Annotated in this window: 30 protein-coding genes and 1 pseudogene; 1 reads left to right on the top strand and 30 read right to left on the bottom strand. The window is 38.6% G+C overall.

From position 1 onward, the window contains the following. Nucleotides 1–441: 441 nt before the first annotated feature. The 28 genes and pseudogenes from FFM67_RS10175 to FFM67_RS10050 form a co-directional block, all read right to left on the bottom strand. Entirely contained in the window at nucleotides 442–1008 is a 567-nt protein-coding gene (locus FFM67_RS10175; RefSeq protein ID WP_137614451.1) for a GNAT family N-acetyltransferase, read from the bottom strand. Then, nucleotides 1005–1184, bottom strand: a complete 180-nt coding sequence (locus tag FFM67_RS10170; RefSeq protein ID WP_137614450.1) for a hypothetical protein — start codon at nucleotides 1182–1184, stop codon at nucleotides 1005–1007. The genes FFM67_RS10175 and FFM67_RS10170 overlap by 4 nt, the downstream gene beginning before the upstream one ends. Nucleotides 1185–1419: 235 nt before the next feature. After that, complete coding sequence (locus FFM67_RS10165) at nucleotides 1420–2688, bottom strand: LysM peptidoglycan-binding domain-containing protein (protein ID WP_137614449.1); 1269 nt, start codon at nucleotides 2686–2688, stop codon at nucleotides 1420–1422. Continuing rightward, nucleotides 2675–3109 (bottom strand): phage holin family protein, encoded by a 435-nt coding sequence (locus tag FFM67_RS10160; RefSeq protein WP_137614453.1) that lies wholly within the window; start codon nucleotides 3107–3109, stop codon nucleotides 2675–2677. Before FFM67_RS10160 ends, FFM67_RS10165 begins: the two co-directional genes overlap by 14 nt. A gap of 50 nt (nucleotides 3110–3159) precedes the next feature. After that, the gene (locus tag FFM67_RS12545; RefSeq protein WP_281279105.1) at nucleotides 3160–3285 is read right to left on the bottom strand and encodes a CD1375 family protein; all 126 of its coding nucleotides are present in this window, start codon (nucleotides 3283–3285) and stop codon (nucleotides 3160–3162) included. Nucleotides 3286–3322: 37 nt separating this feature from the next. Next, the gene (locus tag FFM67_RS12540; RefSeq protein WP_281279104.1) at nucleotides 3323–3436 is read right to left on the bottom strand and encodes a CD1375 family protein; all 114 of its coding nucleotides are present in this window, start codon (nucleotides 3434–3436) and stop codon (nucleotides 3323–3325) included. Between the two features lie 2 nt (nucleotides 3437–3438). Then, on the bottom strand, nucleotides 3439–3777 hold the full coding sequence (locus tag FFM67_RS10155; protein WP_137614448.1) for a hypothetical protein: 339 nt from the start codon (nucleotides 3775–3777) through the stop codon (nucleotides 3439–3441). A gap of 16 nt (nucleotides 3778–3793) precedes the next feature. Then, nucleotides 3794–4951: a BppU family phage baseplate upper protein gene (locus tag FFM67_RS12575; RefSeq protein ID WP_371851588.1), complete on the bottom strand. Its 1158-nt coding sequence runs from the start codon at nucleotides 4949–4951 to the stop codon at nucleotides 3794–3796. A 12-nt stretch (nucleotides 4952–4963) separates the two neighbouring features. Beyond that, nucleotides 4964–6355: a hypothetical protein gene (locus FFM67_RS10145; protein ID WP_137614447.1), complete on the bottom strand. Its 1392-nt coding sequence runs from the start codon at nucleotides 6353–6355 to the stop codon at nucleotides 4964–4966. After that, nucleotides 6355–7401 (bottom strand): phage tail protein, encoded by a 1047-nt coding sequence (locus tag FFM67_RS10140; protein ID WP_137614446.1) that lies wholly within the window; start codon nucleotides 7399–7401, stop codon nucleotides 6355–6357. Before FFM67_RS10140 ends, FFM67_RS10145 begins: the two co-directional genes overlap by 1 nt. An 8-nt stretch (nucleotides 7402–7409) precedes the next feature. Further along, nucleotides 7410–8231, bottom strand: coding sequence for a phage tail domain-containing protein (locus FFM67_RS10135; protein ID WP_137614445.1), 822 nt, complete (start codon nucleotides 8229–8231; stop codon nucleotides 7410–7412). Further along, nucleotides 8232–14645: a phage tail tape measure protein gene (locus FFM67_RS10130; protein WP_137614444.1), complete on the bottom strand. Its 6414-nt coding sequence runs from the start codon at nucleotides 14643–14645 to the stop codon at nucleotides 8232–8234. Nucleotides 14646–14839: 194 nt separating this feature from the next. Further along, nucleotides 14840–15151: a phage tail assembly chaperone G gene (gene gpG / locus FFM67_RS10125; protein WP_137614443.1), complete on the bottom strand. Its 312-nt coding sequence runs from the start codon at nucleotides 15149–15151 to the stop codon at nucleotides 14840–14842. A 60-nt stretch (nucleotides 15152–15211) separates the two neighbouring features. Continuing rightward, nucleotides 15212–15553 (bottom strand): hypothetical protein, encoded by a 342-nt coding sequence (locus FFM67_RS10120; RefSeq protein ID WP_137614442.1) that lies wholly within the window; start codon nucleotides 15551–15553, stop codon nucleotides 15212–15214. A 72-nt stretch (nucleotides 15554–15625) separates the two neighbouring features. After that, nucleotides 15626–16210 carry a major tail protein gene (locus FFM67_RS10115; protein ID WP_137614441.1) on the bottom strand — a complete coding sequence of 195 codons (585 nt, stop codon included), beginning with the start codon at nucleotides 16208–16210 and terminating at the stop codon, nucleotides 15626–15628. 72 nt (nucleotides 16211–16282) lie between these two features. Beyond that, a complete protein-coding gene (locus FFM67_RS10110) occupies nucleotides 16283–16693 on the bottom strand; it encodes a hypothetical protein (protein WP_137614440.1) in 411 nt (136 codons plus the stop codon). Beyond that, nucleotides 16690–17094 carry an HK97-gp10 family putative phage morphogenesis protein gene (locus FFM67_RS10105; protein ID WP_137614439.1) on the bottom strand — a complete coding sequence of 135 codons (405 nt, stop codon included), beginning with the start codon at nucleotides 17092–17094 and terminating at the stop codon, nucleotides 16690–16692. The genes FFM67_RS10110 and FFM67_RS10105 overlap by 4 nt, the downstream gene beginning before the upstream one ends. Further along, nucleotides 17087–17461, bottom strand: a complete 375-nt coding sequence (locus tag FFM67_RS10100) for a head-tail adaptor protein (RefSeq protein ID WP_218022201.1) — start codon at nucleotides 17459–17461, stop codon at nucleotides 17087–17089. Before FFM67_RS10100 ends, FFM67_RS10105 begins: the two co-directional genes overlap by 8 nt. Beyond that, a complete protein-coding gene (locus FFM67_RS10095; RefSeq protein WP_137614438.1) occupies nucleotides 17424–17726 on the bottom strand; it encodes a head-tail connector protein in 303 nt (100 codons plus the stop codon). Before FFM67_RS10095 ends, FFM67_RS10100 begins: the two co-directional genes overlap by 38 nt. Nucleotides 17727–17803: 77 nt before the next feature. Next, the gene (locus tag FFM67_RS10090) at nucleotides 17804–18919 is read right to left on the bottom strand and encodes a phage major capsid protein (protein WP_137614437.1); all 1116 of its coding nucleotides are present in this window, start codon (nucleotides 18917–18919) and stop codon (nucleotides 17804–17806) included. 26 nt (nucleotides 18920–18945) lie between these two features. Beyond that, the gene (locus FFM67_RS10085; RefSeq protein ID WP_137614436.1) at nucleotides 18946–19653 is read right to left on the bottom strand and encodes a head maturation protease, ClpP-related; all 708 of its coding nucleotides are present in this window, start codon (nucleotides 19651–19653) and stop codon (nucleotides 18946–18948) included. Next, complete coding sequence (locus FFM67_RS10080; protein ID WP_137614435.1) at nucleotides 19634–20791, bottom strand: phage portal protein; 1158 nt, start codon at nucleotides 20789–20791, stop codon at nucleotides 19634–19636. The genes FFM67_RS10085 and FFM67_RS10080 overlap by 20 nt, the downstream gene beginning before the upstream one ends. A 22-nt stretch (nucleotides 20792–20813) precedes the next feature. Next, on the bottom strand, nucleotides 20814–22457 hold the full coding sequence (locus FFM67_RS10075; protein ID WP_137614434.1) for a terminase TerL endonuclease subunit: 1644 nt from the start codon (nucleotides 22455–22457) through the stop codon (nucleotides 20814–20816). After that, nucleotides 22454–22813, bottom strand: a complete 360-nt coding sequence (locus FFM67_RS10070; RefSeq protein ID WP_137614433.1) for a hypothetical protein — start codon at nucleotides 22811–22813, stop codon at nucleotides 22454–22456. The genes FFM67_RS10075 and FFM67_RS10070 overlap by 4 nt, the downstream gene beginning before the upstream one ends. A gap of 167 nt (nucleotides 22814–22980) precedes the next feature. Continuing rightward, a pseudogene (locus FFM67_RS10065) lies at nucleotides 22981–23290 on the bottom strand (HNH endonuclease). After that, nucleotides 23283–23723: a hypothetical protein gene (locus FFM67_RS10060; RefSeq protein WP_246042975.1), complete on the bottom strand. Its 441-nt coding sequence runs from the start codon at nucleotides 23721–23723 to the stop codon at nucleotides 23283–23285. The pseudogene FFM67_RS10065 and the gene FFM67_RS10060 overlap by 8 nt, the downstream one beginning before the upstream one ends. Beyond that, nucleotides 23720–23923: a hypothetical protein gene (locus FFM67_RS12455; RefSeq protein WP_137614431.1), complete on the bottom strand. Its 204-nt coding sequence runs from the start codon at nucleotides 23921–23923 to the stop codon at nucleotides 23720–23722. The genes FFM67_RS10060 and FFM67_RS12455 overlap by 4 nt, the downstream gene beginning before the upstream one ends. Nucleotides 23924–24139: 216 nt before the next feature. After that, nucleotides 24140–24328: a hypothetical protein gene (locus FFM67_RS10050; protein ID WP_137614430.1), complete on the bottom strand. Its 189-nt coding sequence runs from the start codon at nucleotides 24326–24328 to the stop codon at nucleotides 24140–24142. 475 nt (nucleotides 24329–24803) lie between these two features. Here FFM67_RS10050 and FFM67_RS10045 point away from each other — a divergent pair, with 475 nt between their 5' ends. Continuing rightward, a complete protein-coding gene (locus FFM67_RS10045) occupies nucleotides 24804–25052 on the top strand; it encodes a hypothetical protein (RefSeq protein ID WP_137614429.1) in 249 nt (82 codons plus the stop codon). Nucleotides 25053–25515: 463 nt separating this feature from the next. On the opposite strand, the gene FFM67_RS10040 is transcribed toward FFM67_RS10045, so the two are convergent. Together FFM67_RS10040 and FFM67_RS10030 are read right to left on the bottom strand one after the other, a co-directional pair. After that, nucleotides 25516–25941 (bottom strand): integrase, encoded by a 426-nt coding sequence (locus tag FFM67_RS10040; protein WP_162787342.1) that lies wholly within the window; start codon nucleotides 25939–25941, stop codon nucleotides 25516–25518. Nucleotides 25942–26421: 480 nt separating this feature from the next. Then, entirely contained in the window at nucleotides 26422–26784 is a 363-nt protein-coding gene (locus tag FFM67_RS10030; protein ID WP_137614426.1) for a hypothetical protein, read from the bottom strand. Between the last annotated feature and the right edge of the window lie 2 nt (nucleotides 26785–26786).

Below are 26786 nucleotides of genomic sequence, written 5' to 3'. Positions count from 1 at the left end.
AGACACATGCCGGATCCCACTTAGTTGGATTACTACGAAACAAATGTTCTAAAATACTGTCAAATCAACGTTTTTGTCGTTCAATTTATACAGAATATTCGCCATTATTTGATAACATTAGCAAACATTTGCCTCTTTTCTGCCCCTTTTTCATTCTTAATAATTTGTTCGCTTTATAAAAATGAACGTTGGTTCATAGGGAAAACAAAAATTATGATGGAGTTTGAACAGATAATTATTTAATTTACGTACCTTCTCTTTTTGAGAAGGTATTTTTTTATTTGACAATATGCAAAATATTTAAATGGCGTGAAAAAACAAAGCTCCCTACTAAAAAGTAGAGGGTCTCCAGTGTTACAAAGAAAACTTATTCTGGGTTTAATAGTATTATAAATTGCAATATAAAAAAAGACCTTAGCGAGTGCTAGGGTCTTTTAGATTTTAGGCGTATAGTATTGAACTGATTTTTTCAAGATTTATCATCATAGGATAAGATTCTAGCATTTCCTGATTATCTGAATTTTTCATAAATTCAAATCCTAAATTCACATAAAATTCTGTTGCATCATAAAGGGACTCAATAAAAATATTATTTACAGGCAAATTGTATTTTAGCCTGAAATCCATGATATCTTTGTAAATCTCTAACATCATTGATGTGCCAACATTTTTATTTTGATAGTCTACATCAACAGCGAACCGCATTATTTCAAATACAGGGAATTGCTCTACCTTTAATGTATTTATAAAATCATTTATAAATACTCTTTCAAATGAAGGATAACCCGAATATTCTTTTATATTAATTCTACGAAAAGAAACAGTAAAGTATCCTATGACTCTTTCATCGACATCATCATAAAAAAATGTGGTATTTCCTATACCACATCTTTCGCTTTCAGCAGCTTCATCTATAAAAAAAATATTTAATCTTGGATTTCCACAATTAAACTGTCTTATTATTCTATTTGAAACAATTGATGAGTTATAAAATATTTTTTTTATCATCTATCAAAGTCAAATGCAACCTTTTCAAAACGGGCCGCTGCCTTCTCTACACTTTTCTTATAATCATCTTCATTTAGTAGACTTTTTTTCTGATTAGATACCAATTGTTTAATGTCTTTGTATTGATTTGGATTACGAACGACTATTAAAGGATCTCTCTTTAAATCTAAACGCATCAAAATCATCCCCCGTCTAACAATATAAATATGTTTAATATCATACTAGGATTTAAAGGTTATTTCAAGTCTATTATAACTCTCTTATCAAAAGTTAAACATTATTTTGCTTATTCTATGTACCCTGTAGATTCGAACCTACGGCAGGACGATATAGGTTAATTCAATTGTAATGTCTGATAAAAAAGAGTTCAAAACAAAAATAAGCCCCCTACGAAATCGTAGAGGGCCTTTTTTAATACGCTAAATTTTGACCTGGATAAATCAAATTCGGGTTTGATAGTCCGTTTTTTTGTGCCAGTGCTTGATATGTTGTACCTAGTTTCGAAGCGATTGATGATAAATTATCACCGCTTCGAACGGTATAACTACGAGTGGCCGAAGCTGTACCATTAACTTTCAATTGTTGCCCCGCATAAATGTAATTAGGATTACCCAAGCCATTCAAGCTAGCTAGACTTTGATACGTTGTTCTATATTTAGAAGCAATGCCACTCAACGTTTCACCACTTTGCACTACATGGATATTTGCTGTGGAAGGTGCTGTGCTTGTCGTTTGAACAATCTCAACATCTTTCTTGTTGATCCAGCTCATGACTCCACCTAACAAGACCTTAGATCCAGATACTTCTTGAACCGTGTAACTATTCCCTTTAATAAATGCTGGGATAGCTTGACCAGTTGCCCACGTTGACGCTGAGAAGTTCACTTTCACTTTGAATCCAGCTTTGATGTCATTCTTAGGCGTATCGTTAGCCTCTTGTCCTTCTTCTACAGCTGGCGGTGTTGTTTCAGGTTGATTATGTTTCGTATATCCGTTATCAGTGATACCTGTCAGATCGACGTTACCATCTAATCCACCAGCCACGTATGTTGACGTGAATTGATAGATCGCTACGCCTTCCATCGATGGGAAAACACTCCATACAGGCGACGGTGTTACATTGTAATTCGGATACGCCGCCATCCAAAGCGAGTTAGGAAACTCAGCAATGATCTGCTGATAATTTACGTACTGTAGTGTGAACGGTTTGTAAGAATAGTACATTGGCGTGTAGCCGGCGGCTTTGATTCGTCGCATACCGTAAAGAATCGTGTCGGTATTTGCTTGCTTATTAGAGCTTGCTCCATGTTCAAAATCCAGCGCCACAATACTGCCTTTTGGAGTCTGGATTTTTGGCAAGAAATAATCCATCGTTGTTTTAGCAATGCTCATGCTACCCCAAGTGTCGTACCAGATGTAAGTATGAGCACGTTTCCCTTGAGCGATTGTGGATGCTACTTGCGATTTATACGTCCATTGATCGTAAAGACCGCCAGCATTGTATCCCCCGATTTGAGAAATGGAAAACTTATCGTGAGCATAACCAAATTGTCCTTGTCCACCTTGATAAACAGCCCAATCTACCCCTTGATCGCCTTTAGCAGCATTCACACTTGACGGAAAAACAGGAAATAAAAAAAGAGCCGCAATTAGGCTCAACACGATCTTATTCTTTTTCATTTACTTCCTCCTTATTTTTCGGAGCTTTATCTTCTGCGTCATCCTCAAAGACTTGTAGCCAGCGTTGTAGCCACGCCACTTTCAGGCCAAAGTCATGCGCATTTTCAAGAATCGATCCAATTTCATAGACAATCAAAAGAACCGTCCAAATTAATGCCACATTAATTGGCAAAGAGACTCCCAAAATTGGCGCCAATTTATCCAAAGCCGCCGCACAAATGATCGTTCCAAAAGTAACAAATTTAGTCAGCAAACCCACCAAATTAATTGCCGACTTCCAGCTATGGCTTTTCATTGCTTTGATATAACCTGTTACAATATCCAAACCTACCATGGTCAAATAAACGCCCATGATTGGCACACTACCACCAAATAAGTAATTCATAATCGTTCCTCCCGATATTAAAACCAGTAGTTTCATCAAAAATACCTTCCTTTTCTCCCAAAAATAAAAGCACACTCGAAAGTGTGCTACCCTGCCAATTCTGGTAAATCCATATCCAGTAAGATTTCTCTCACTTGTTCGCGGATTAGATCAGGTACTTGTTCGATCGTTTTCTTGCCTTTAATAATTAAAGTCGCATATACTACGGCCATTTCTTCCACCTCCTTTCTGAGCAAATAAAAAGCAATCCTAATCCGCAGTTTCTGCATCAAGGATTGCTTGTACTTCATTTCTGATTGTTCTAGGAACTTCTTCAATAGTCTTCAGGCCTTTCTGGATAAGACTGACATAAATATTTATCATAGTTAAACCTCCTTAGAAAGCGGCACTGACATTTCATAAACTTCCGCAAGCGCTAGTTGTGTGTCTGTTAATTGCGTATCTTGAAGTGCAACTGTTTCAGCTAGACGTTCATTCTCAGCTTGCAAACCTGTAGACAGATTTTCCAGCAATTCAAGTTTCTTAGAATAATCTTGAATAATCGCCTGTTCCCATTTATTCTCTGCAAAGTTGAAGAATTGTGATTGTGGATTTTCTAGTTCCAGTGGAGCAACTTCCACAAAAGGTAATAATACTGGAAAATCATCTGCTACTTCGTGTTCTTCGTAACCGATTGGATATAATACTTTATAAATTGTTTTCATTAAAAATCCCTCCTATTTAGTTAGATGGCCATGGATCTTTAGTTGCCCACACACCTGATATATAAGAGTTTCCATTACCAGAACGAGCGCAAATCATAGAAGCTTGGCTTAAATACGCACGAGCATCTGACGGTTGCGAAGCATTTCTAGTGATTGATAAGGACGTCTGAGCTGGGTATTCTTGATCCCTTTTGAAACCATCCGGAACTTTAACAATCCAACGTGTTTCGGTTGCCGCACTCGGGTAATTGTCACAATTGTAACCCATTGTCAGAATCACGATATTTCCTATTCTGAAAAATTTCCCATTAACCTCTTTCACATTGGTTGTATCACTACGGTCTGCATCTGTAATAGCTCGCTCAATCATTCCCGCCTGGACACCTAATCCGCCAGTTTGAAGCCCGTCTTGAAAATTCTTTGTTCCTAAAATAGTTTCGTTACCAGTCGCAGAAACAAACTTGCCTTGTACCCATTTTGCGATTGCTTTAAATACTAAAGCAGGTGTCATGAACTTATTAGTAGCTGTTCCCGCTTCAGCTTCAGCCTGCGTGGCCGTGGTAAAGTTATCAACGTTTCCTAAACCGATATTTTCTTTAGTTAAATCTGTTTTTTTGGCAAAAAAGATATCTGCCTCGCTTTTTAAAAGAACCTTATTTTCTTCAATTGCGTTAAAAATTTCATTCAATTTAACTTGCGTGTTGTTTAAATCATCAAATAATTTATTAGACGTCTCGTGATATTGATCCATAATCTGATTGAAACCTTGCCAGTAGTAGTCATCTAATTCAGGCGTATTTAAATCAATCGGGCTTCGCTTGATGTCAAAGGTAAAACGTCCAGCAGTGTCTAACGATCGCGAATCAGGTAACTCAATATAAATTGACCCCTCTACACGCCCGACATAACCTAAAATATTATCTTCTAACACGATAGACACAATTCCGTTTATCGCATCTTCGATTATCGCATGATAAATGTGGCGGCCGCCAACAAAATCTAAGCAAATTGGAACAATTGTTCCTTCGGACAACGTTTGATTAACATAATCCTTTTGCAGTTGAAAAAGCATTTTAGCGGTACCTTTGTCATGCGACCAGAAAACCACTCCAGTTGGGATAGGGGTGATTGCTTTTGCTTGAATGACGATGATTTCTTCATTTGTTTTATACATTATTTCCCCCTCCTAGACGATTGGTATTGCATCGTTCGTTACCCAACTTCCAGAAATATAGGATCTCCCATTTCCTGAATACGCGACGATACGGCTTGCTTCAGTCATTCCGGCTCGGGCGCCAGCTGGCTGTGATTCATTCCGATATAACGCTAATGCATGATAGGCCGGATAATTCTGGTCACGCTTGAATCCGGCAGGCACTAAAATAATGTTTCGAGTGTTAGAAACATCAGAAGGAAAGTTATTACATTCAAACATGATTGATACAGTTACCACGTTTCCATCACGCTTAATTGTTCCATTTACATCTGTGACATTTTCTCTATCGCTAATGTCGTCTTTCGTTATCTGTCTTATGATCGGACCAGTCTCGATATTTCCTTGATTGCGTACTTCTGCAATGCGATTTGCTCGTACTTTAGAATCCGCGACGTTCACTCTACCTGCTCCATTATCAGCTATCAGACCATAGTCGTTTCCTGTACCTTTATCTTTTGAGCTGATGACAATATCAGCTAAATTACGCGCTTCAGCAATACAGTTCTGATTTTGATAGAAATTATTACTTGTACCAATTTTTGAAGCACCTATTGCGAAAAGACATCTATTTCCTTTTCCAAAAGTATTTTCAGCGAAACGACAATTCCAAACTCCCAAGTAACTTGATTGTTCAGAATAGATTGCACATTTTAAATCCCCAGAAATATATGCTGCACTGGAAATATTTGCCTGATCGACAAATTGAAGGCCGTTGATTTGCTGATAACCCAGCGAACTAATGAAAGCAATTGAACGGACTTTTACACCCAGTTCTGAGCTTGTATCTGTTACATTTTGTAGATTTCGTATCGTTATGCTGACAGCTTTAAGATTTCTTACTACCACATCTTCGAGATATGCTCCATCGGATATCCAAATTGTTACTCGTGAGCTGGTCAGTAAAGGAATTCGATTGACTGCTGCTTGGATCGTTAGAAATGGTTTTGATTCTGATCCATCTCCAGTCTGGTTATTTCCATTTTTAGATACATACAGACTCAACGTTTCTCCATAAGCACCCATCAATGTTCCAATTGAGTCATTTAATTGATCGAGTTGCCCTTGCTGTGTATCCTGACGAGTTTTCAATTCAGTATAATTAGAATCCACTAGGTTATCCAATGCAAGTAATCTTGAATATAACGTCGGATACGTTGTTCCTTTAACATTCACCCGCGCATCCACAACTTCGTTAGGCGAATCTCCCCCTGAATGTAAGACGAGATTGTCGATTCGCGAGTTAATCGTTTCAACCGTCATAACATTTCGTTGGTTCCATCCCAACAACACTTTGACGTTATCGTTGAAAGTTTTTTTCCACTCAGTCGAAATATTATTTTTCTCTAATAGTTCTAAATCCACTAGCGCATCACTCCTTTCTTAGCTAATCCGGCTAATATAGATGTCATTGTTTTCTTTGTGTTACTTAGTGTTATTTCCGGCGGTTTGTTAGGTAATGCTGGATAGGTCTTAATACCGACTACTTGAATGTACGTATTGATTTTCAAAGGCTCATAAATGAATGGAACGTGATCACCTTTGTTGGGACTGATTTTCCATTTCAAGGTTACGGATCCCGAAATACTTGGATAGTCTTGCAAGTCTGTCTTTAACCGCTCGAGCATGTTCCCTGAAACGGTATACCGTTCGTCTTTAACAGGATCTTGTATCCTGATTCCCCACTTCTGTGATTCAGGACTTGTGTAAGTGATAGGAGTAAATCTATAGTCACTATCTTTAGGATTCTCAGTATTTGCGCCATCCTTCAATTTTCCATAGCCTTTGATTTGTGTTTTTAGACTGTACGTATCAATATCGAATGACACTTCATCTGTATTGTATTTATAGCGAATCTGTTCTTCCGTCTGCTGGCCGTACTCACTGGCGGGATAGAAAGTTAGATGTTTATTATTCGGAATCACGACTGCATTATAGTCAGTCAGAATCTCATTGATCAGCTTCAAATAATTCGCATTACCGAAGTTTTCTTGTTCGACTGTAAGGAATTTCTTGTTTGGATCAATGACTTCCCATGTAAAGCCGCGACTCCCTGCACTAAATACATGTGTGAGTAACTGGCTAATAGATCTCGCACCAGTTACTGCATCGTACTGATAACCATCTTGAACGGTGTAATAGATATGTGTCGCAACTACTTGTTTCGTCAACAACTGTCCAAGTGCTTTGCGAGTCATTTCTTTGATCACAAATTCCTGTCCGTTGTAGAAAACAGAAGACTCGTATTCAACTAAATCAAATACTTCTTGATTCAACGAATTGCTGGTAACGGTAAAGCCAATCTCCCACGTTTCATTTTGTTGCCAGTTTTCATAAAAAGAACCCTTGTCATAACCGACAAGGATTTCTTCTTTGGTTTGTTCATAATTTCGAATAATTAAATCAGTCACTCAATCACCTACTTATATAAGAAACGGAAATCCCATGAAGATTTCACGCGAGTAATATTTTGGATCTCGATTTCATTGACTCCCTCAACCAAATTGATCAGACCGTGATTCGTATTGATCCCACAACTTACACCGTTCAATTTTGGAATCACGCCATCCAAGACTAATGTCTGCCCTAAATTAGTTGAGAGAGAAGGATAATAAATGAATCGATCGCCAGTTGTTTTATTTAGAATCGTCATGTTTCCATCTGATTCCCCTTCAATCCTGATTTTCAGGTCATGCTCACGTGGATCAATCGTGAAATCTCCTGCATTGAACACTAGTATTCGACTTGTCTCAAACTCGTATTGATAATTTTCAGAGACCAATCCTTGAGAAAACTGCCACTCATCGTCCAACGAAAATTCAGATAGTGTGGTTGAAAGTGATTCGGAACAGCCAGAAGGGACATCGAATGTAACTTCGATAGTTGAATAATCATTTTCTTCTTCCGTTAGTTCGAAATTTGACGGATTTACCTTAAACCGTTTTCCCGGACTCAATTCATGTGTTATATAAAACTGAAAACCCGGAAAAACAATTTGATGTAATTCTGTGATGATTAATTCTTTATCGTATTCATTTTTATAAAAAATATCGAATGTAAGAACTAATTCAAAAGGACGAAAAGAAGCATTGACTTCTCTACTTCCGTTCGCCCCCTCGAAATCTTCATATTTCACTTCGTAGATAGGCGCTTGTCTTTTTATTTCTTTGCAGATTATCTTTCCATTTTCTTGCGGATCAAACAATCTACCATTTTGGTTAAAAAGCAATTTGTAAAACAATTAGAAAGCACCTCCTGCTGTATACCCTAATTTGCTCAAATCTCCGCCTAAGAAATCATTAGCAGCTTTTCCAACAGCATCAGTAGTAATACCAGAATCTTTCGATAGGATAGCTTTTAATATCCGCATCAGTTCACTGTGCTGCCGTTGCTGCTGTTTGATCAACGTTACTAATTCAGCAGTGTTATCAGAAGAAGCCGATTGAGAGTTAGGCTGTTTATCCCCAGCCATGAATGCCAATGCTTGACCCATCAATTCGATTGCTCTCGATTTACGGGTTAGTGGAATAACCATTTCAGGTTTGTTTCCTTCACCAGCGCGATACAGACCGTCCTTGTTGATCAGACCGCCATTTTCATAACCGTGGCCTCGACCAATCACGCCTAACATATTCGCTCCATAGCGACCTTTTGCATAACGGATAGCCGCTAACATATTATCAAAACCGTTCATGATATTGCCATGGCCTGGAAAGGCGTTCGCGGCAAATGTACCTGGCTTCGTTTGAAGCAATCCGGTAGCGTTGCCTTCTGCAATAATTCCATCGTTACCACCAACCGCAGAAGGATTCCCACCGGACTCTGTCTGAATTTGAGACATCCACGCATTAACATATGCCTGAGAAGTTGGCAGTCCGTTCATCTTCAACGCTTTCTTTACATACGAGCGCCATCTTTCTACGGATGCGCCCCCGGGAGTTGGCAAACCTCCAGCTACATCTGTTCCAGCTTTAAATATATTTCCTGAGCCTAATGCTCCGTTTAAATGGATGTGATCATAATGATCTCCGTCTGGCCAAGATGTCCAACCGTCATGTACGCCAGTTCCAGAAATACCAACCCGATCTCGTACTCGACCGTTAGTAATTACATAAGCGATTTGTTTAGGAAATTTTTCAAAAGCCCAGTTAGCGGCTTCTGTGTATCTTGGACTGCCGTAAGGATACCCTGAGATGTCCAAAGCTTGGTGTTTACCATGCCAGTAAGGATCACCGGGCCGATATCCAGAAGTGATAGTTAGTCCTCCAAATTTTGACATAACTTTTTGTGCAATATCCACTAAGTATTGGTATACATTATTGGCATTCATAGCTCCATCAAAACTGCCACCACCAAAAGAATCTTCGACTTGCTTTTGTGCAAAAGGATAGGCCGCGCTTGTCATTAACTTAACGCCATCTTTTGTCATTCTCTTCCAAGGTTCCGCGATACTATTGTAGTCAATTCTTTGGTCTACAACTTTCCTAAAAGCACCCTCATCATCGATTAAATCAAAGATATCAAAGTCATCCGTTCCATTGGCATAATGTGGAATATCGAAACCTTTCTTTAATTTCTTAGTAAGACTTGCATTCAGTACTTGCGCCCCTTTAGGAAGGTTGACCAATAGATCCTTTCCTTTGGCAATAAACCCACGGCCATCAGGCATCTGAACATACTCTTCATGAACAGGCCCTTTTTGATCGTTGATCATTGCTAATCCGCCAGGGTGTCCGTCTGTTCCCTTTGAATATTGTGGAACAGTCCAGTTTCCTAATTTCTTGTCTGATTCAACTTCTTTCAGAACATAGTTAACGCCGCCGATTACACCATTAACACCCTTACCAATTCCGCTGACCATCTTATTTGCTACACCGTTCATCGTTGATGATAAAGAGCCACCCATTGAGTTTAGCCCGTTGATCAGTGATTGCATCAGATAGCTACCGGCGCTGTAAAAACCGCCGTTTTTGGAACGGAGATTATTAATTGAATCATTTCCCAGCTGGTTAACTCTTGCAATAAACGATCCATACAATGAGTTCCAACCATTCAAATTATTCTGTTGCCATGCACGACCATTGTTGTACATAGGCGCATTGTAACTCCGAAGAGTTGTCATCGCTTGGTTACAGAATGTTTTGATTAGATTAATGAATGTTCCTGTTAAACTGTTCCAACCATTCATCAAGTTTCTATTCCAAGTGACACCCTGCAAATAATTCGGATTGTTTTGGTTACTCAATTGCGTTAGATAGTTCGAAATAAATAGTGTTTCGCTTGCCATGTACTGCGGGACAATTGAATTCCAGCCGTTCATGAGATTAGTCATCCACATTGAGCCGATTGGAGCATATTGTTCGCCTTGCTCAACCAGTTTATCTGGTGTCAATGCTGTTAAATCAGCACTTCCTTGTGTTCCAGAAATAGTTGAATTTTCAGTCATATTGCCTACAGTGTTAGCGCCTGATTGAACCGAGTTAAACGTTAAAATCAGATTATTGATTGCCTGAATCAACTCGTCTATTTTTGTATCTGACGTGATTACTTCTCCAATACCATCTGCGTATCGAGGTATAAGTTTAGCTGTTTGAGAAGCCTTTAGTACAGATGAACCACGAGGCAAATTAAGCAAAGTGTTCCGTTCTTGTGGAACAAATGCATTTCCATTTGGAAGTTTGACTAATTCTTTATACTTAGATCCTGTTTGGTCATTGACTAATGCTAAGCCACCTTTATGGTAGTTGGTACCTTTTGCATAGTTTCCAGTAATCAGGTTCCCTTTTTCACTCATCTTTTCCTTGATTTTATCCCAAGTGTTATCAAGGAAGGCAGTGAATTTGAAACTAATTGTTTTGTCTTGTAAGTTCGCAACTTCTCGATAAGAACCTAAAGCTTTTTCTGCATTAGGGGTGACATCATCTTTAGCGGTCATTTTCTTTTCTGGAATTTGAACACCGTTATATTGATTCAGTTTATCTCTTGCAGTCTTTTCTTTATTTAAAACATCCGCATTATTGCCAGTTAATACTTTTTGTTCTGGATGATGATTTTTGTTATAATCATCAATTTCATTTTTAGCTTTTGCTGTTTTTGTCGTTACGTCATAATTATCACCGTACATCTTTTTGAGTAACGGCAATACTTGGTTGTACTGCTCAATGCTAATCGTTCCGTCATTGAGTTTCGTATTTAAATCTACGTTATCAGCGAGCATATGTTTAATGTTATCGGGCATTTGAGTCCAAGCTGTGTATGATTCCGTAGAAGCAAATATTTTAGTAGTTAAATCTGTGTTGTCTGCTAACAGTTTTTTCTGATCTACAGGCAACGTATTCCACTGTTTTATTTGTTCTTGTGTTGTAAATAATTTATAAACAGCATCGGCATTATCAATTCCTAGTGCTTTTCTGTCCAGCACATACTGGTTCCACGCGCCCATGGCGTTAATAGTTTCGTAGAGCTCTAGCTTTGCTTCATCGCCATTGACCAATAACATTTTTTCGGTCAACCACAGCTGATCCCATTTACCAGCTTCCCCCATAGCAATTGCCACTTCTTCTTTGGCGTTAGAAGTTAGTTTAGCTTCCTTGACCATAAATTTGAGCTGATTCCAGCCATCATCAGTCTGAGCGATTTCAGTTAAAACATCGGTCATGTTTGTTTTAACTTCACCAGTCTTAGGATCAAGACTTAAAGCGTTCCATTGCATATCGGCATCGGAAGTTCCTTTTGCGAATAAGCTTAGGTCTTTAGTGGTATCTTTGACACTGCTAGACACTAATGCAGTCACTTCTTCAACGTTGTATCCGTACTTTTCCCATTTGAACCAAACCGAATCTAATGAAGATCCTGATTTTTCAGTAAGATTACCAAGAGCCGTAATCATCTCGCCAGTGCTTTTCTTATAATTTTCTTTTAAATCATTTAGTAATCTTTTTCTGACAGATGAGCTAAGAGTTTCGTTACTTTCAATCTCTTTACGTTGCTTGTCATAAGAGGTCTTTTCCTTATCCAAGGATTTTTCTAACGTTTTAATTCGTGTACTTACTTCTTTTTCACTCAGCTTCGACAAATCATCCTGATAAGCTGTTTCGATTGCCAAACGCTGCGACTTAGTAAAACCAGCTGCTTTTAATTGATCATCAGATAAGTTAGCGTATGACGCTCTGATATATTGCATTTCTTGATCAGATAATTGTCGATTATTATCAGAAGCATTTTTGTATATTCCGTTAATCTTATCGATTTGTACTTTAACCGTTTCGGCTGTTTTCTCATCAACTTTTTTCTGCGCAGCAATAACTTGCTCATACCAAGCTTTTGTTTCTTCATCCAAAAAGCTTAATTTAGTAATCTTCTCACGACGTTTTTCTTCTTTTTCCAGCGTTCCTTCAATCGCGTCTTGAATACCTTTATTTGCCTTTTTGATTTTTTCAGCATTGGTATTGACACCGTCTTGATACTCGTTCATATACTGAACGCCTTTTTCTTTTAACTCGTTCGATTTTGTGATTACTTTATCTTGGGTGCCAGTAACTTCTGTACCCCACTTGCCACCAGATAATTGGTAATCATCATAGGCCTTTTTACCTACAACTACAGCACCAGCAACCGCTCCTAATGCTACCAATCCAATTCCAATGGGTCCTGCCAAGCCAGCGATAGACGCTCCTAACCCAGCCACACCACTTGTTCCAGCAGCAGTAGCAGAAGCGGTACCTACTGATGCAACAGTCGTACTAAATCCTGCAATTGCTTTCTTCTCAGCTGCTTTAGCGGCTAACTCTACAATCCCGCCAGTCAATTTGCCTACAGCGGATTGAGTCTTACCTATTACAGAAATACCACCGCCAAGAACCTTCAGCGCAGGCCCAGCAGCTGCTGCAAGACCAATCCATTTCAAAATGCTTTGCTGTTGATCTTTGCTAAGGCTAGAGAATCCTTTAGCTAAATCTCCTAAACCTCTAATTAGTGGCTTAGCCGCTTGAAGTCCATCTCGCAACGCATCAACGAACGGTCCACCTAAATCAATCGCAGCGTCTACCGCTTCATTTTTCAACATTTTTAGTTTCGACTCGGTAGTCTCATAACGTTTATTGGCTTCTTCCGTTAAAGCAGAATTTTCTTTCCAAGATTTATTACCAGTCTTAATCGCGCTGTCAAAAACGCCGCTAGCATTAGCTGCACGTAGCAAACTGTCACGTAGGCGAACTTCTTTGATATCCATGTCATCCAACATTTTAATCGCAGATGTTCCTTGTTTTTCGGCATTGGACAAGCCTTGAATGAATTTCATGATTGCTTTAGACGGATCTGCCTTGAACATTTTTGAAAATTGCTCATTTGAGATACCCGCCACACTAGCAAAGTTTTCTAATGATGTTTTAGACTTATCAGCTTCCTTATACATTTTCTTCAACGAAGAACTGTTCATTCCTAACGCTTCAGCCATTGATTTGAGAGGTTTGCCGCCGTTTACAACTGCTTGGCCAACTTCGCCAATAGAATAACCAGCACTATTAGCTTTTTCTTCCAATTCTCCGAATGCGCCAGTTCCTTTTTCAACGGCTAATTGCATTTGAACCATTACTTTTGATATCGCTGAACCACCAGCTTCAGCTTCAACACCAACAGAACTCAATGCTGTAGCAAAACCAAGGATATCACCTTGACTCATTCCTACCTGTTTACCGGCACCAGCGATTCTCAGAGCCATCTCTGTTATCTCTGATTCTGTAGTGGCATAATTGTTTCCTAAGTCTACGATTGCTGAACCGAGTTTATCAAAGTCTTTCTGACTCATTTGTGTAATATTCGCAAAACGAGCCAACGAAGTTGCTGCCGTTTCAGCAGACATATTCGTTGACTCGCCTAAATCGATCATCGTTTTAGTAAATGATTTTACATTCTGAGTTTTGATTCCTAATTGCCCGGCTGCTTCTGCTACTTTAGCAATTTCCGAATGGCTTGAAGGTAACTGTTTTGCTAAATCTCGAAGGCCTGACTCTAAGTCCGCGTAGGAATATGTCACGTTTCCATTCGAGTCAACAACTTCGTCATTGGTCTTTTTGACACCAGCAAAATCACTTTCCCATGAAATAGCTGCTTTTGTAACCGCTGCTGATCCAGCAAGTAAAGGTGCCGTAACTCCAACCGTCATAGCAGTCCCTACACCTGATACTTTTTGACCGAATGATTCAATTTTCTTACCCGATTTAATCCACTGATCAGATTGTGCTTTAAGTTTTCCGGTTACGCCTTCTGTTTCTACCTTCATGCGGGCAATTTGTCCTGTAGTAGTTTTCATCTGAGCTTCATAACTAGCAGACTTGGCAATCGCTTGATTCAATTCATTTGCATATTTAGCAGTGGAAGTCGTTGCTTTACCATTTGCATCGAAGCTTTTATCATACTGAGTCTTTAACTTACTCATGTACTTTTCGTTAGAGCTAAGCGTTTTGCTAAGTCCGTCATATTTGGCTTGCAAAGCACCCACTTTGTCGCCTGAGTAATTCATCACTTGCATCTGGGCCTTCATAGCCTTTGTGTTATAAGCGACGCTTTTTTTAGCACCTTCTAGTCCTTTAGAAAAGGCGGAACTATCCAAATCCAAAATAACCTTCATATTACCTAACGGTTTTCCGTTTGCCATAATTTTCCTCCTTTCCTAAATAGATTTGACGAAGTCTTTTAGGTCGACTTCTTTTTGTTTTTCTTTTTTCGGACTTACACAGGCTATTTCGATCAAAGTGTCAAAAGAATTGTTCTCGATATCCGAAAGAGACCAACCTTGTTTAGTTAATTCTCGGCACAATTCCAGATACATTTCTTCAGCTTCTTCCGGAGTTACTTTTTTGCATCTGGATCAGGATTATCTTCAATTCCCATTACTTGCCCTAATAAATCATCCAAAGTTTCCCGAGTTTTTTCAGAAGCTAATCCATCTAAAATTTGATCAGAAGTCAATTTGTCTGCTTTGAAAATTTCCACTGCAAAAGCTAAATAAATATCTAATTGATCCCACACCATGACTTTTTCTGCATTTAATTTTTTAATTGTTTGCAAGGCTAAACGATAGTCTTTCCCGGTTGTTTCTAATTTCTCAAAGACTTCTTTTTTGCCTTTTTTATTTTTTAATTCAATTCGAACTTGTGCCATCTATAATTTCCTCCTAATATTTTCAAATAAAAAAGAGGACTACTACAGTCCTCTAAAAACCTATGCTGGTACTAATGCAAGCAAATCTGATTTAAGCGTCTTTCCTGTGTAATCAATTTCGTGCGCTGTCAACCATGCTTTTATTTCTTCAACGGTATTCGCATTTGTTGGCTTTACATCTCCTTCAGGATCAAATCCGGATGTTTCCGGTTCTTGCTCAGCCAATGTCTTAAATGCTGGGATATCAACTTTCATTGATTCAACATCATTAACCAACCGAGTTGCTTGATAGTCTCCCTTTGCTACTTGTGTATTTGCTGCAATACCAGTGATAGAAAGAGGGCTTGTGCCCTCCACTACTTTTGTTCCATCTTTTTTATAAATTCTAAATGTATCTACCACACTCATTCTCCTAACTTAATGCGATTGTTGCCCCTGTTGTCGTCGGGGTAACTGTCCCAACGACTGGGCTTGTTACTCCCCCGCTGGAAAAGCCATTGTGCGCATTGCTGTAATTGACGCCTCTTCATCTCCAACATATTTAGCAACCGATTGCCCCTTTGCTTCGCCATCAGCATCATTGGCAATTGCAGAAAATACATACTCCTCTGCTTCAGGTTCAAAGGCTTCATTTGTTGTAGTATTCAAATTGATAGCTTCACGACTAAACTTACCTTTAAAGATTGTCAACATAGCTGTATCCCCACCGAGATCTTCTGACTCCATAAGCAATGCGCAATATGGCGGCTCCGTGTCTTCGCCAAGAAAGCTGATCTTGTTTGCATCAGTTTTGTAACCAAGAATCTTGTCATTTAAATCTTCTGGTAAATCTAACAATCCAAACGTAGCAGAAATGTCTCCTGTTCCTTTTTGCGAGATATAGTAAGCAATATTTGAGCCATATACCTTTGTAGCTTCTTTTGATAGGCCGCTAATTTCAGCGGATACAGTGGCCCCTTTATCTTGTTTACCTTCAATAACAAATTGATTAGCTGTTGGAATTTTACCGTCCTTATCAAAAATTCCGATTGTCATTTTTTTAAATCCGACTAAAGTCATAATTTATTTCCTCCTAATTTTGACAACAAAAAAAGACACGAGTTTTCGTGTCTTAATTCCTGTTATTCTGTTTTAATATTGTGTATCGTAAATTCGTGTATTCCCGTCATATCGTCGAGCGTCTACATAACGTCTAGTCTCCGAGAAATATTCGTCTAAACCTTGACCATTTACTTGCCCAAAACCAATCTTCTTCATCTCTTTTTTAATTTCATATTGCATTTGTTTGCATGTTGCTCTGTATTTAGACTCAACATCAATTTGTATTACATGTTCAATAGAAAGTTCTTTATCGCTTCCGTGATAGGCTTCGTTTGGGACGTCCACAGGTCTAATTGTAATGAACGGTCCAGTTTTATCCGCCGTTTCTGGTTGTTCGTAATACTTGATGCGATATTCTTCTGTTTCGTCATTGAACGTCATGTTTTTGATGTATTCATTGTTACACAGCAATTCATAGATATTACCAAGCATATCTTTCATAGGTTTCTCTTTACCTCCGATGCCACTGTCTCGAAGTACAAGGGTTCAGAATTCTTTAACGATTTTGTAATAACGCCAAATCCGCGCGGTTTTATTTGACGTCCATTTCTCGTATAACCCCATTCGTTCAAATGAATAAGCCTGTAACGCTGATGAGGCCCATTCCATCCTATTTCAGCCTCGGCTTTGTAGTTTTTGTACGTTGCGTTTTTACGGACAACTTCGTCAATCGTGTAACCTTTATCTTTAAAGACTAGCATGTCTGTTTGAAGTTTCTTCTCAACTATTTCTGCACCGGAATTGATAGCTTTTCGAGCTATTGACCTGACTTTCTTATCACCAAGACGATTTTCCATCGCTCGTAAGGTCTCATTGACGCCTTTAAAATCACCATTATTCATCGCTATACACCGCTAATAAAATCGTGATAAATCGGTTGTCAGTGAAATCATTTCGAACGTCAACGATGTTCCAACGAATACCTGAATATCTCCTATCCATAACCTCTACATAATGCTTGTTTGAAACAATGTAGTCAGTTTGCGGATCTCTAATCGTGAGAGTTACTGCTTGTTTAGTCGTCTTTGAGTTCAAAATTTCCAAGTCTTTCATTGAGGGGTTATAAATCTCAGCGAAACAATTAAAAATGGTCTGCTTCTCTTGCTCGCCTGGCTCAGGGCCTTTATGAGGTCGATATTGAAAAAATTCAACAGGTGTTCTCATAGCGCCGTTATTGACTTTGGGTTTCTGGTACTTCATCTTCGCCATCAGCTCCCTCTTCATAATTTGCTAAAGAGACAGCCATTAATTCCGATTGAAAGTTATCATTGAAAAATTCTAACGAATCATTGTAGACATATCGGCTGCGTTCAATCACGAGTTCGCGAATTTCAGGATTTGAAACATTGTCAGTCCCACACCATCGCTTAACAGCTACTTTTGAACTTTCCAAAATATTTTCTAAGTTGTCATCGTCAGCAGTATGAAAGATTCTCATCCGCGATTTGAAATCTTTTAGCAATTTCTCATCCAATAGAAACGCCCCTTTCTATCGCAGTGCAATTGTTGCTCCGTCACTTGTCGGTTCAACATTAATAACTGCGGGGGACTCTATTTTCCCTCGGATACTTTTAATTCCCAAACTGCAGCAGCCTTATCATCTTTAGCTTTCCCATAAGCAAACTGTTTAGCAGTGTATAAATCCATGTCTTCAATCGCTAATGTTTGATCGTATTTACGTAAAGTAATGCCCCCACCAATATATGCATCGTATCGGCCGTTTACGAACGTTAAAACTTTTTCAGTTGCTTGCGCTAATGATTCAACAATTTTCAAATTGTAAGGTAACGCAGTTACATATACTCCTTGCGCATTTAATGAAGTATATTGACGTTTGACATCCCAAGCATCACTAGGATTAACTACCATGACAACTTTTCCATCTACAGCAACTGCGTGACCTTTTTCGTCAGTTGAATGATGTTTGTAAACATTCGTTAGTTCTTTAACAGTCGTTGCTGAATCAGCAAATGTTAAATCGCCCATTGAAGTTTTTTCTGGATAAACACCACCAGTAATGGCTACACCTTCTTGAACTTGACGATTTAAACCAATCGGCTTGTCATTTCCATCTCCTGATAAAAAAGCAGCCTCTAAAGCCACTGCAAAAGCTTCATCAATTTGAGTGGCCACAAATGATTCAATCCAAGCTGGTCCGAAGTCTTTCAAATCCTTAGGAACAACTACAAACGCCGTCAATTTGCTTTGAATTGCTTCTTCTTCGCTGAACGCTGCATCTAACTGACCTTTAATCTCGCCGAAGATTTTTCCCCATACAGCAACACCACTTGTTTCAGATTTCAAGAATTTCAATCGTAGCCCTGCGTTTACTAAACCGATTTCAGCTAATAGTGGATGGGCAGTAGTTAAGTTCTCAAAGATTCGATCAATGGTTTCTTGCGGCAACAATTTTTCTTCTTTATAACCGACGTCCGTGCTGATAGCATTAAAAAATTTACGCTCACGAGCAGATAATTTCGCATCTGCCGGATTTTCAGCAATTAATCCTTCTGCCTCAGCACGCGCTTGTTTTTTTGCTTCGTTCAGCAATTCATCGAGCATTGCACCGTATAGTTCATTTTGTTTTTCAGCTGGCTCGTTATTATTAACAGCAGCTAAGAAGTTGTCACGAATTGTTTTGAATTCGTTTGATAGTTTCATAGTCATTCAGTATGACCTCCTTATTTTTTGTATTAAAAAAAGAACCGTTTCAAACCAGTATTTTCTGGTTCAATCGATTCTTGTTTTTTAGTATTTAGTTTTTCTGCTACTTCATTTGCCAATTCATCTAAATCAAACTGCGGTTTTAACTTTTCTGCCAATTTTGAAATCGCGTCTGGCGGAATAACCGGCGAGACACTTGCGACTAGTAAAGGTGCTTCTTCATTTTGAAACATTACTTTGTCCGCAAATCCTTTCTCTACTGCTTGTTCTGCTGTCAACCAGGTTTCATGATTCATTAGTTCAAGTAAGTTTTCTTTTTCAAGACCCGTTTTACCGATATAAGCATTCGCGATCGACAAATTATAGTTCTTTAAGACTTCTGCTTCATGAGCCAACGCTCTGTGATCACCGCTTGCACCACTAGAAACATTGTGAATCATAATTTGGGCGGTTGGACTAATTTCAATTGAACTACCAGCCATCGCAATAACGCTTGCCGCACTAGCTGCAATCCCTACAATTTTCACTGTCACTTCACCTTGATATGCACGCAAAGCCGTGTATATCTCACTTCCAGCATAGACATCTCCTCCACCCGAATTAATCACAATTTCTAATGGTTCATTGGTTTCGGGTAAAACAATGTCACGTGGTGCTGTGCTATCCATTTCGAACAAATCGTAGATCCATTTTTGATTGTTCGAAATAATCGTTCCTTTAATTTCCAGTTTCGTCATCTACTTCCTCCCCTCCTTTCGCTGCCTTCTCATAGTTTTTGGTGATGTAAAACTCGTCACCACCATCAATACTTTCATAATCGACTTCTTTTCGAATCTCATTTCGATTGAATCCGCCACTTGAAATTAATTTATCTACCGCATCAGCCAGATCGAAAATATCTTTTTTGTCCACGCCTACAACTTTGATTTCAGTCCCATTAACAAATTCAGTTTTATCAATGATTTTAGCGTTTAACTCATCTTCAATTTTTTTATTCAATGACTTCAAACAATATTTATTCAGTACTGTTTGCGCACTTTCTAAATCTGCTAATTCACCATGCAAGATTGTAGAAGGGATCCCTAAAATATCAGCGACTTCATCCACGAACTGTCGTTTTAGCTTTTTCAGTTCATCAATCGACTGATCTGTTTCTCCAACTGTATTTGTTAGTTCGTTGTACTCGAGTCCGGCTTGCACAGGGACAATTGCAATAGATTCTTTGCTGAATTTCGCATAAACTTTATCAATATACGATTGCGCTCTCTTTTGTAACTTGTCATCAAACCCGCGACCTTCTTTACCAGTAACAGTTGCTCTAATCTGATGGTTGCGCATTGCCACTTCAACCATACGATTGTAGAGAGAGGCATAGTCTTCATACAGGCCACGTACATATCGACTCAAATCATTGTTGTTATACTGGAGAAAAATTACTTCACTCATTGGAAACTTTCGTTTGAACTCATACCCTTTCAACCACACGCTTTCGAAATAATCTTCGTACAACGCATATTCTTTTCTGACATAACTTTCTGCGATTAATAATTGGTCATCATCAGACAAAACAATTAAAACCTCATTTTGCGTGATCAACTTATAAACGACTTGTTGCCAAAACGATGATGCAGTTTGGTCTAAATTCGGTCTGACGTTCAGCAAATACGTCCATTCATTTTTAAGCGGTTGCCCATTTTTTCGAATCCTAAATTCTGAACGTCCAAAAGACCGAGCTAAAAACTCAGCACACGTATCGATGGCTAGGTGTTTCAAGTAAAGTGTATGGTATTCATCGATTAACGCATCAAAATCATAGCTTGATTCAATCTCTGAATTTTTTTTGAAAATATCAAAAAACGATTGAAATACTCCCATTTACACACCCCCCTTCACTGCTTTAAAAGTCCCAATTTTCCATCATGTCAAAAAAGCCTTCTAAATCAACATCTTGAATTTCTTCTCGTTTATATAAAGCCGCTAAGAAGGCATGAAAACCATCTGTCTTTCTACGGACTGGTTCTTTTTTCAAGAATGTTTTATTTCCTGATTTATCTACTTTTGCATAGCTGTTATTTGTGTACCATCGCATCGATGGATCATCGCCAAAAATAAATTTTTCGTTCGCAAAACCATCTTCAATAATTGGCGCCACTTTCGATTGCACGCCACGAATATTTCGAATGAATTCATAGTTATACCCTTCTTTTTCAAGTAACGGTTGCAGTAAATCCATTCGGTAACCATCTGCGCACACCATTTCAATTTGATACAGTTCACGCTTTTCGTTCAACCAATCAATCAGTAGTTGGGGAGAAATAGACGGCGCGTCCACAATTGTGAATATACCGTTTTCCGCCCATTCTTTTATCGGTGCTTTAATTTTGAATGCATCTAAGAACTCTTTTCGTGCAAAACTATGCTGCATCCAAATAAACTTCTCTTCACGTTTAAACAACAGCCCAACACTCGCAAAATCCCGAATTTCGGCATAGTCAAAACCAGCTACACATGATTTTCCTTTCAAATCACCAATAGGTTGATCGGTAGCCATTAATTTATCATGTGTAGTGATATCCGTTTCCATGTCGCCTTCTGTAAAATTCATCCGTTTTACAACGAACTCACGGCGACCAGAGGGTTCTTCTTCTAATTTCAAGTATTCATCCATAACCGCTGAATACAGGCGTTTTGCGTAGGATGATTCTTCTTCAAACATCGGATTCGCTTTCGACCACAATTCTGGCTTGTCCATTTCTTCAATCGTGTCCAGTTTGCATATAAACGGGAATAAACGATCATTCTTGTTTTCACCAGTAAAAATTTTTTGTGCTCGTTCTAACGTTCGGTCATAAAAACCTTCTCGAACATGCCCGTTTGTACCGTTGTAAAATGTGCGTGGATGTTTGATTTTCCCTAATCCACTTCGCTGGATATCAACAATATCCGAGTTTTCAAACATATGGATTTCATCAAATTCAAGACAACCATCACGGGCACTATCCATGGTTTTAGGATTATTTGTCCGATAACTAAAGATAGAATTCGTAACTCGGTTCGTGATCGCCATTTTTGTCAGGTAAAACTGCTGTTCTAAACGTTTTGCCTGAACAGTCTCGTAAACTTCTTTAAAGCTGACTTTCCCTTGTTTTTCCGAATTGGCTGTAATCGTCACATCGTAATTTCGAACACCATAAAGCGGTGAGATGAAAAACGAATCTCTTGCGGACATGAAACCATTCTTGCCGCCTCCGCGAGCAATCGAGTTCAAAATCTCATTAAAAAACACCTCATCATCTTCTTTTTTATAAAGGAAAATGAAAGGTGTAATAAATTTCTGATATTTAGCTAACGGGAAAAAATTTTTCTCGGCATAACGAATAAATTTGTGAATCATCTCATCGTCAAAATACAAATCATCTCTCGGAAGGACTTCCTTTTTGAGATACTCGACAAGCTGGATACGCTCTTTGTTAAACGGAATTTTCCCCCGTTCATACAAATCCACATACTCATCAAAAAAGTAAGGTTGTAGCAACGTCATAGAAGATCACTACCATCTAACGCTGCGTTATTTACAGCATCTCGTTTTTCTTCCGGCAAATAATCTGTCAACTGTTTTATAATCCGCTGATAAGATTGATCACGTGTATTATATTGTTTGGCAACCGGCCGCTCCCGCTCATAAGGAATCTGATTTTCTGACTGGGAAAATAGTTCATAATCACCTTTTTCAGAAATATCGATCCACATCTCATCTAACAAAATTTTCAATCGAGCTGCCTGAGTTACTAATCCAGAAACAACTTTCTTCTTGTCATCTGATAGATCACAAAACAGTTCATTCAATCGTTTTTCCTCAGCTGCTACTTTTTCATTTCTGATTTTTAAATCCGCCATCCAATCACTTCCTTTCTTCTGGGGAGGGGGTTATGCGCATATCGCTAATAGATTTGCGGAGTTGACCCATCCACCGGTTGCGCTTTCTGAAAGAATTCATGAAAACATTTTACCGGGGGGGCTTACGCTGCATACACTAATCGTTTACGAACTTTATAACCATTTCTCTACCACCACTCATCTGCCCATTTCTTAGCTCTGCTTTTGGGACGATAATTAAACCGATGATGGCGGCGATTGTGGCAGTCCTTACAAAACCCTTAGATTATCCATATCAGTTGCTAACTCTGGATGATGTTCCAGCTCTTTAATGTGATCGACTTCTAAGATAGCATCATTAACAGTCGTTACTTTACCTTCTTCTTTGCACCACTGGCATTCATAGTGATCTCGCTCTAATACCTTTTGCCTTAGCTTACGCCACGTTGATGATCCGTAGAAGTTCGCACGATCCTGCCTCGTCGATACTTCAATCATCTATTTCATCTTTCAATAAGTTAAAATAGCCACATTCTCCTTCTTCATCAATAGAGATCTCTATTCTCTTAGCATCTGCGTCGATACCTTCAATGTACTCAAGGGCAGCAAGCAACTTAGCTGACTTATTAAATTCTCGCGTATGCCAGTGCATGTACACATCGACTAACCCGTTAGGTAATTCGTCTACACGCTCACCGCGGTACCAAACCTCTGGTACTGAATCAGTGTCCTTTAGTTTGATTTCTAAGAGGTTAGGTTTCTTTGGGATAGGAAGCCAGTCTCTGTCAACTAATACTGGTAATCCTTGTTGTATTAGAAGAGAATTAATTAGTTCTAAAGGTAAGTTCGAATCCTTACTCAAAGCTAATAAGGCTTCATATTCTTTTGCCTTTTTAATTTTATTCTTTAGAAACAAATCTATTAACTTCATCTCAGCCACCTCTTTATATTCTCTTGAATGTGTTTGTCATTAAACCAACCGATACCAACGAGAACCAACTTATACTGATCAATCTCTTGTGGTGTTGCTTCATCTGTCAGCTCGACTATCGTGTAGCGTTTAGCTATCTGCACTGACATGGATCGTTGCGGATAGCTTCCACACAACGATAAGTACCAGTAGTTTCTCAATTGGGTCAGTCCTTTCTTCGATATATCTTTCTTCCGTATTTCCTAGTGATTTCATTGTTTTCTTTACGTTTATATGTATTGCTCTTTATTGGCTTTCGAATTGTTAGGTAAGGTTTGGAATCTGAACCGGCATAAATATAAGTCTCTTCATATCGTTGTTCGAGATATTGTGGGCGATACATTTTATTCACTCCTTATATTGTCCTGTTGTAAATACTATTCACCAGACACTACCGCAATGATTAACGCCACTAACATAATCAAAATCCATACACCTATGCCAATCAAAGTCGGCGCAAATACTAACAGCCAACTCCAATGGATTAATCCAAGCAACTTAGCTATAACAAAGATAATTGTCAAAATACTTAAAAAACCTAATTTATTATTGTGCTCTTTTTCCATTTCAATCGCTCCTTGACCAAAATAAAAAGACCACTCGTGATGAGTGATCTTGATTATATATAACGTCCCCGCTTGGGACACATTGTTAAGAGGTGTGCGGGGTTCTATTATAATTAAAGCTCTCACCTCAGAACGTATCTGCCTATACAGGAATGAGAGCATTGACATTAAATTAAGCAACCTACTCCATTATGGAACCCACTGTTACTCCATGCCTGGCAGATAGGAATGCTCGGTTGCTGCATCATTCGTTCACGCTTAACGGTGGTGAAAAACCTAAGTCACTGGAGTGGCACCGCCCCACTCACATTACTAACTCGTCGTTAGCAACAGCCACTCTACCCGCTCGGATAGCCTTACCGCGTCTTCTACTTCCGCCACAGTGACAAATTAATATTGTGAAAATAAATACTAAGCGTATAATTTTAGTTATCAGCGAGTGGTCCGCTGAAATAAATCAAAAGGTGGTGAACCTATGAAAATTACTGCTGCTATCACTAAAGAGCAAGGCGTCACATTTACAGTTGTTCTTGTTAAAACTGGTGTAATTTCTTCTTCTAATAGAGAACAAGTTAGAACTAGCGCTCCAAGCAATTTCCCGCGACCTATTATTTTAGCTGAACAATCACATGGGAAAATGAAATATCATGGTAGAACAGATATCGTAAGATTCCTTTCTAATGTTCCTTATCAGGATTTGCCGTGGAAGGTCTATACTTTATAGATTCTGCTATTGGAACATTGATATCCCCTTCTGGTAAATCAATGTTCCAATTTGCTTTTACAAAAAAACTTGAGTTCTCACTTTCATCGTTAGATACAAGATTTGCTTTATCATATTTTGATTCCATCAGCTTTCCCTCCAATACATAAATTAATAGACAGCGGCACGTGAACTTTAAAGAAAACGAAGTCTTTCAACTCCATTCTCGTTTATTTTGTGCCGCCATTGAGCTTCTAACTGCACCTAAAAGCTCGCTGGATACATTGTGCAGATGTTGCCTTCTCTGTTTCCGCAGAGTGGCAGTGTAGTCAAAAAGGTGATAACTTATCAAGCGAGACGTTGTAAGTTTAAAATTCAGAAAGGAGAAACTTTCATGTCAGTAAAAGGTTGAATCGTCCGCTTGATAAATTATCTACTCTATCATTTTATAGCGTTTTGATACCTCGAAAAGTTTAAATTCTGTTTAATCTAACATAGCATCTAAATATTTGAAAAATTGTTTTCGCTTGTCAATTGCTTTATTACGTCCACAACTGAGAATGTTTTTTTGCACTAATCCATCGAGCGTATATTTTGGGTATCTAGGAATGTATAGCTCATTGATTATCGTTTTAGTGTCTGTATCGCATTCATTCAGCAATTCTTTTACAGCCCTCTGTGCTTTACGATAGAACACGATTCGCTTGTCTGTCTCAACTCGATATAGCACTTCTGTTTGTGTTTCTGACACGACTTTAGTTCCCCTGCGATCACTAGCTGCGTCATCTTGTTTATATGGTACTCGAATAGATTCTTCGACAGCTTGAATTATATGGTCAAAGTGCTCGTAATCTTTTAATACTTGCACAACCCTTTTGTATCTCCAGCTTTCTAAATTTAACTCATCCAAATACCTTACCCTCCTATTTGCTATCGCTGACGATTGCGGAATTACTTCTTCCGTTTTTTCGGTTTAGTTCGTTTGCTTTTTCTGTTGTTGATCATTTTTCTTCCTCCATTCATTTATCGCTACCGATTGTTGAATTCATTGCTTGTCCAACGTCTCATCATAGAAAATCATTCCATCCAAGACCAACGCTATGCAGAAAGCAAAATTCGTTACACAATAGATGTTTTTTATGGTATTCATTCTTAAAACTCAATCTGTTTCCACATTCTGAACAATAAAGTACTACTTTTTTATCTGGATAACCGTTTTCGATTAACCAGTTCTTAAATTGTTTGTTTTTTTGGCGCCTGTTCATCACTCTTCCTCCTTAGTATCCTCTGTTTATTTTCTCTAAAATATTAACTACTTTCCGAATCTCGACTCTAATACCAGAAAGGGCCTAGGATATAGAGATTAAAGCAATAAATATTAGAAATTCCATCACTCTTCCTCCTGTTCCTGTGCCCACAACAAGAAAGCAACTGTTACTTTTGCCCATTCTTTATCCGTTAAGCCATCGTATAGCATCATATCAATGGCACAGTCGTATAAATCTGCCCCTTTTTCAAAAGACTTCTTGGCATTGTTTATTGCAACCTGCTGATCGTCGGTGAGTTCAACCGGCAACATACCTCGAAACTTATATGTGTTATAAATTAGCCAATATCTAAGATATGGATTATCTATATAGTTATGGCCTGAATTGTAAATTAAATCATTCATAATCCGATCGAATGAATCTTTTGTAAGATTGTGTTTATCAATCCATTCTTTTACGAACTCAATCGTGATATTTTCTTCCATTC

Source organism: Enterococcus viikkiensis (assembly GCF_005405345.1).
GTDB lineage: Bacteria > Bacillota > Bacilli > Lactobacillales > Enterococcaceae > Enterococcus_A > Enterococcus_A viikkiensis.
The sequence above is the reverse complement of the archived record's forward strand: the minus strand, read 5'-3'. Positions and strand labels throughout refer to the sequence as shown.

Bases quoted from the DNA above. Each gene is read 5' to 3' on its own strand.
- FFM67_RS10175 (WP_137614451.1), bottom strand. From the start codon at position 1,008: ATGATAAAAAAAATATTTTATAACTCATCAATTGTTTCAAATAGAATA.
- FFM67_RS10170 (WP_137614450.1), bottom strand. From the start codon at position 1,184: ATGCGTTTAGATTTAAAGAGAGATCCTTTAATAGTCGTTCGTAATCCA.
- FFM67_RS10165 (WP_137614449.1), bottom strand. From the start codon at position 2,688: ATGAAAAAGAATAAGATCGTGTTGAGCCTAATTGCGGCTCTTTTTTTA.
- FFM67_RS10160 (WP_137614453.1), bottom strand. From the start codon at position 3,109: ATGAAACTACTGGTTTTAATATCGGGAGGAACGATTATGAATTACTTA.
- FFM67_RS12545 (WP_281279105.1), bottom strand. From the start codon at position 3,285: ATGGCCGTAGTATATGCGACTTTAATTATTAAAGGCAAGAAAACGATC.
- FFM67_RS12540 (WP_281279104.1), bottom strand. From the start codon at position 3,436: ATGATAAATATTTATGTCAGTCTTATCCAGAAAGGCCTGAAGACTATT.
- FFM67_RS10155 (WP_137614448.1), bottom strand. From the start codon at position 3,777: ATGAAAACAATTTATAAAGTATTATATCCAATCGGTTACGAAGAACAC.
- FFM67_RS12575 (WP_371851588.1), bottom strand. From the start codon at position 4,951: ATGTATAAAACAAATGAAGAAATCATCGTCATTCAAGCAAAAGCAATC.
- FFM67_RS10130 (WP_137614444.1), bottom strand. From the start codon at position 14,645: ATGGCAAACGGAAAACCGTTAGGTAATATGAAGGTTATTTTGGATTTG.
- gpG (WP_137614443.1), bottom strand. From the start codon at position 15,151: ATGGCACAAGTTCGAATTGAATTAAAAAATAAAAAAGGCAAAAAAGAA.
- FFM67_RS10115 (WP_137614441.1), bottom strand. From the start codon at position 16,210: ATGACTTTAGTCGGATTTAAAAAAATGACAATCGGAATTTTTGATAAG.
- FFM67_RS10110 (WP_137614440.1), bottom strand. From the start codon at position 16,693: ATGAAAGATATGCTTGGTAATATCTATGAATTGCTGTGTAACAATGAA.
- FFM67_RS10105 (WP_137614439.1), bottom strand. From the start codon at position 17,094: ATGAATAATGGTGATTTTAAAGGCGTCAATGAGACCTTACGAGCGATG.
- FFM67_RS10100 (WP_218022201.1), bottom strand. From the start codon at position 17,461: ATGGCGAAGATGAAGTACCAGAAACCCAAAGTCAATAACGGCGCTATG.
- FFM67_RS10090 (WP_137614437.1), bottom strand. From the start codon at position 18,919: ATGACTATGAAACTATCAAACGAATTCAAAACAATTCGTGACAACTTC.
- FFM67_RS10085 (WP_137614436.1), bottom strand. From the start codon at position 19,653: ATGACGAAACTGGAAATTAAAGGAACGATTATTTCGAACAATCAAAAA.
- FFM67_RS10080 (WP_137614435.1), bottom strand. From the start codon at position 20,791: ATGGGAGTATTTCAATCGTTTTTTGATATTTTCAAAAAAAATTCAGAG.
- FFM67_RS10075 (WP_137614434.1), bottom strand. From the start codon at position 22,457: ATGACGTTGCTACAACCTTACTTTTTTGATGAGTATGTGGATTTGTAT.
- FFM67_RS10070 (WP_137614433.1), bottom strand. From the start codon at position 22,813: ATGGCGGATTTAAAAATCAGAAATGAAAAAGTAGCAGCTGAGGAAAAA.
- FFM67_RS10060 (WP_246042975.1), bottom strand. From the start codon at position 23,723: ATGAAGTTAATAGATTTGTTTCTAAAGAATAAAATTAAAAAGGCAAAA.
- FFM67_RS10050 (WP_137614430.1), bottom strand. From the start codon at position 24,328: ATGGAAAAAGAGCACAATAATAAATTAGGTTTTTTAAGTATTTTGACA.
- FFM67_RS10045 (WP_137614429.1), top strand. From the start codon at position 24,804: ATGAAAATTACTGCTGCTATCACTAAAGAGCAAGGCGTCACATTTACA.
- FFM67_RS10030 (WP_137614426.1), bottom strand. From the start codon at position 26,784: ATGGAAGAAAATATCACGATTGAGTTCGTAAAAGAATGGATTGATAAA.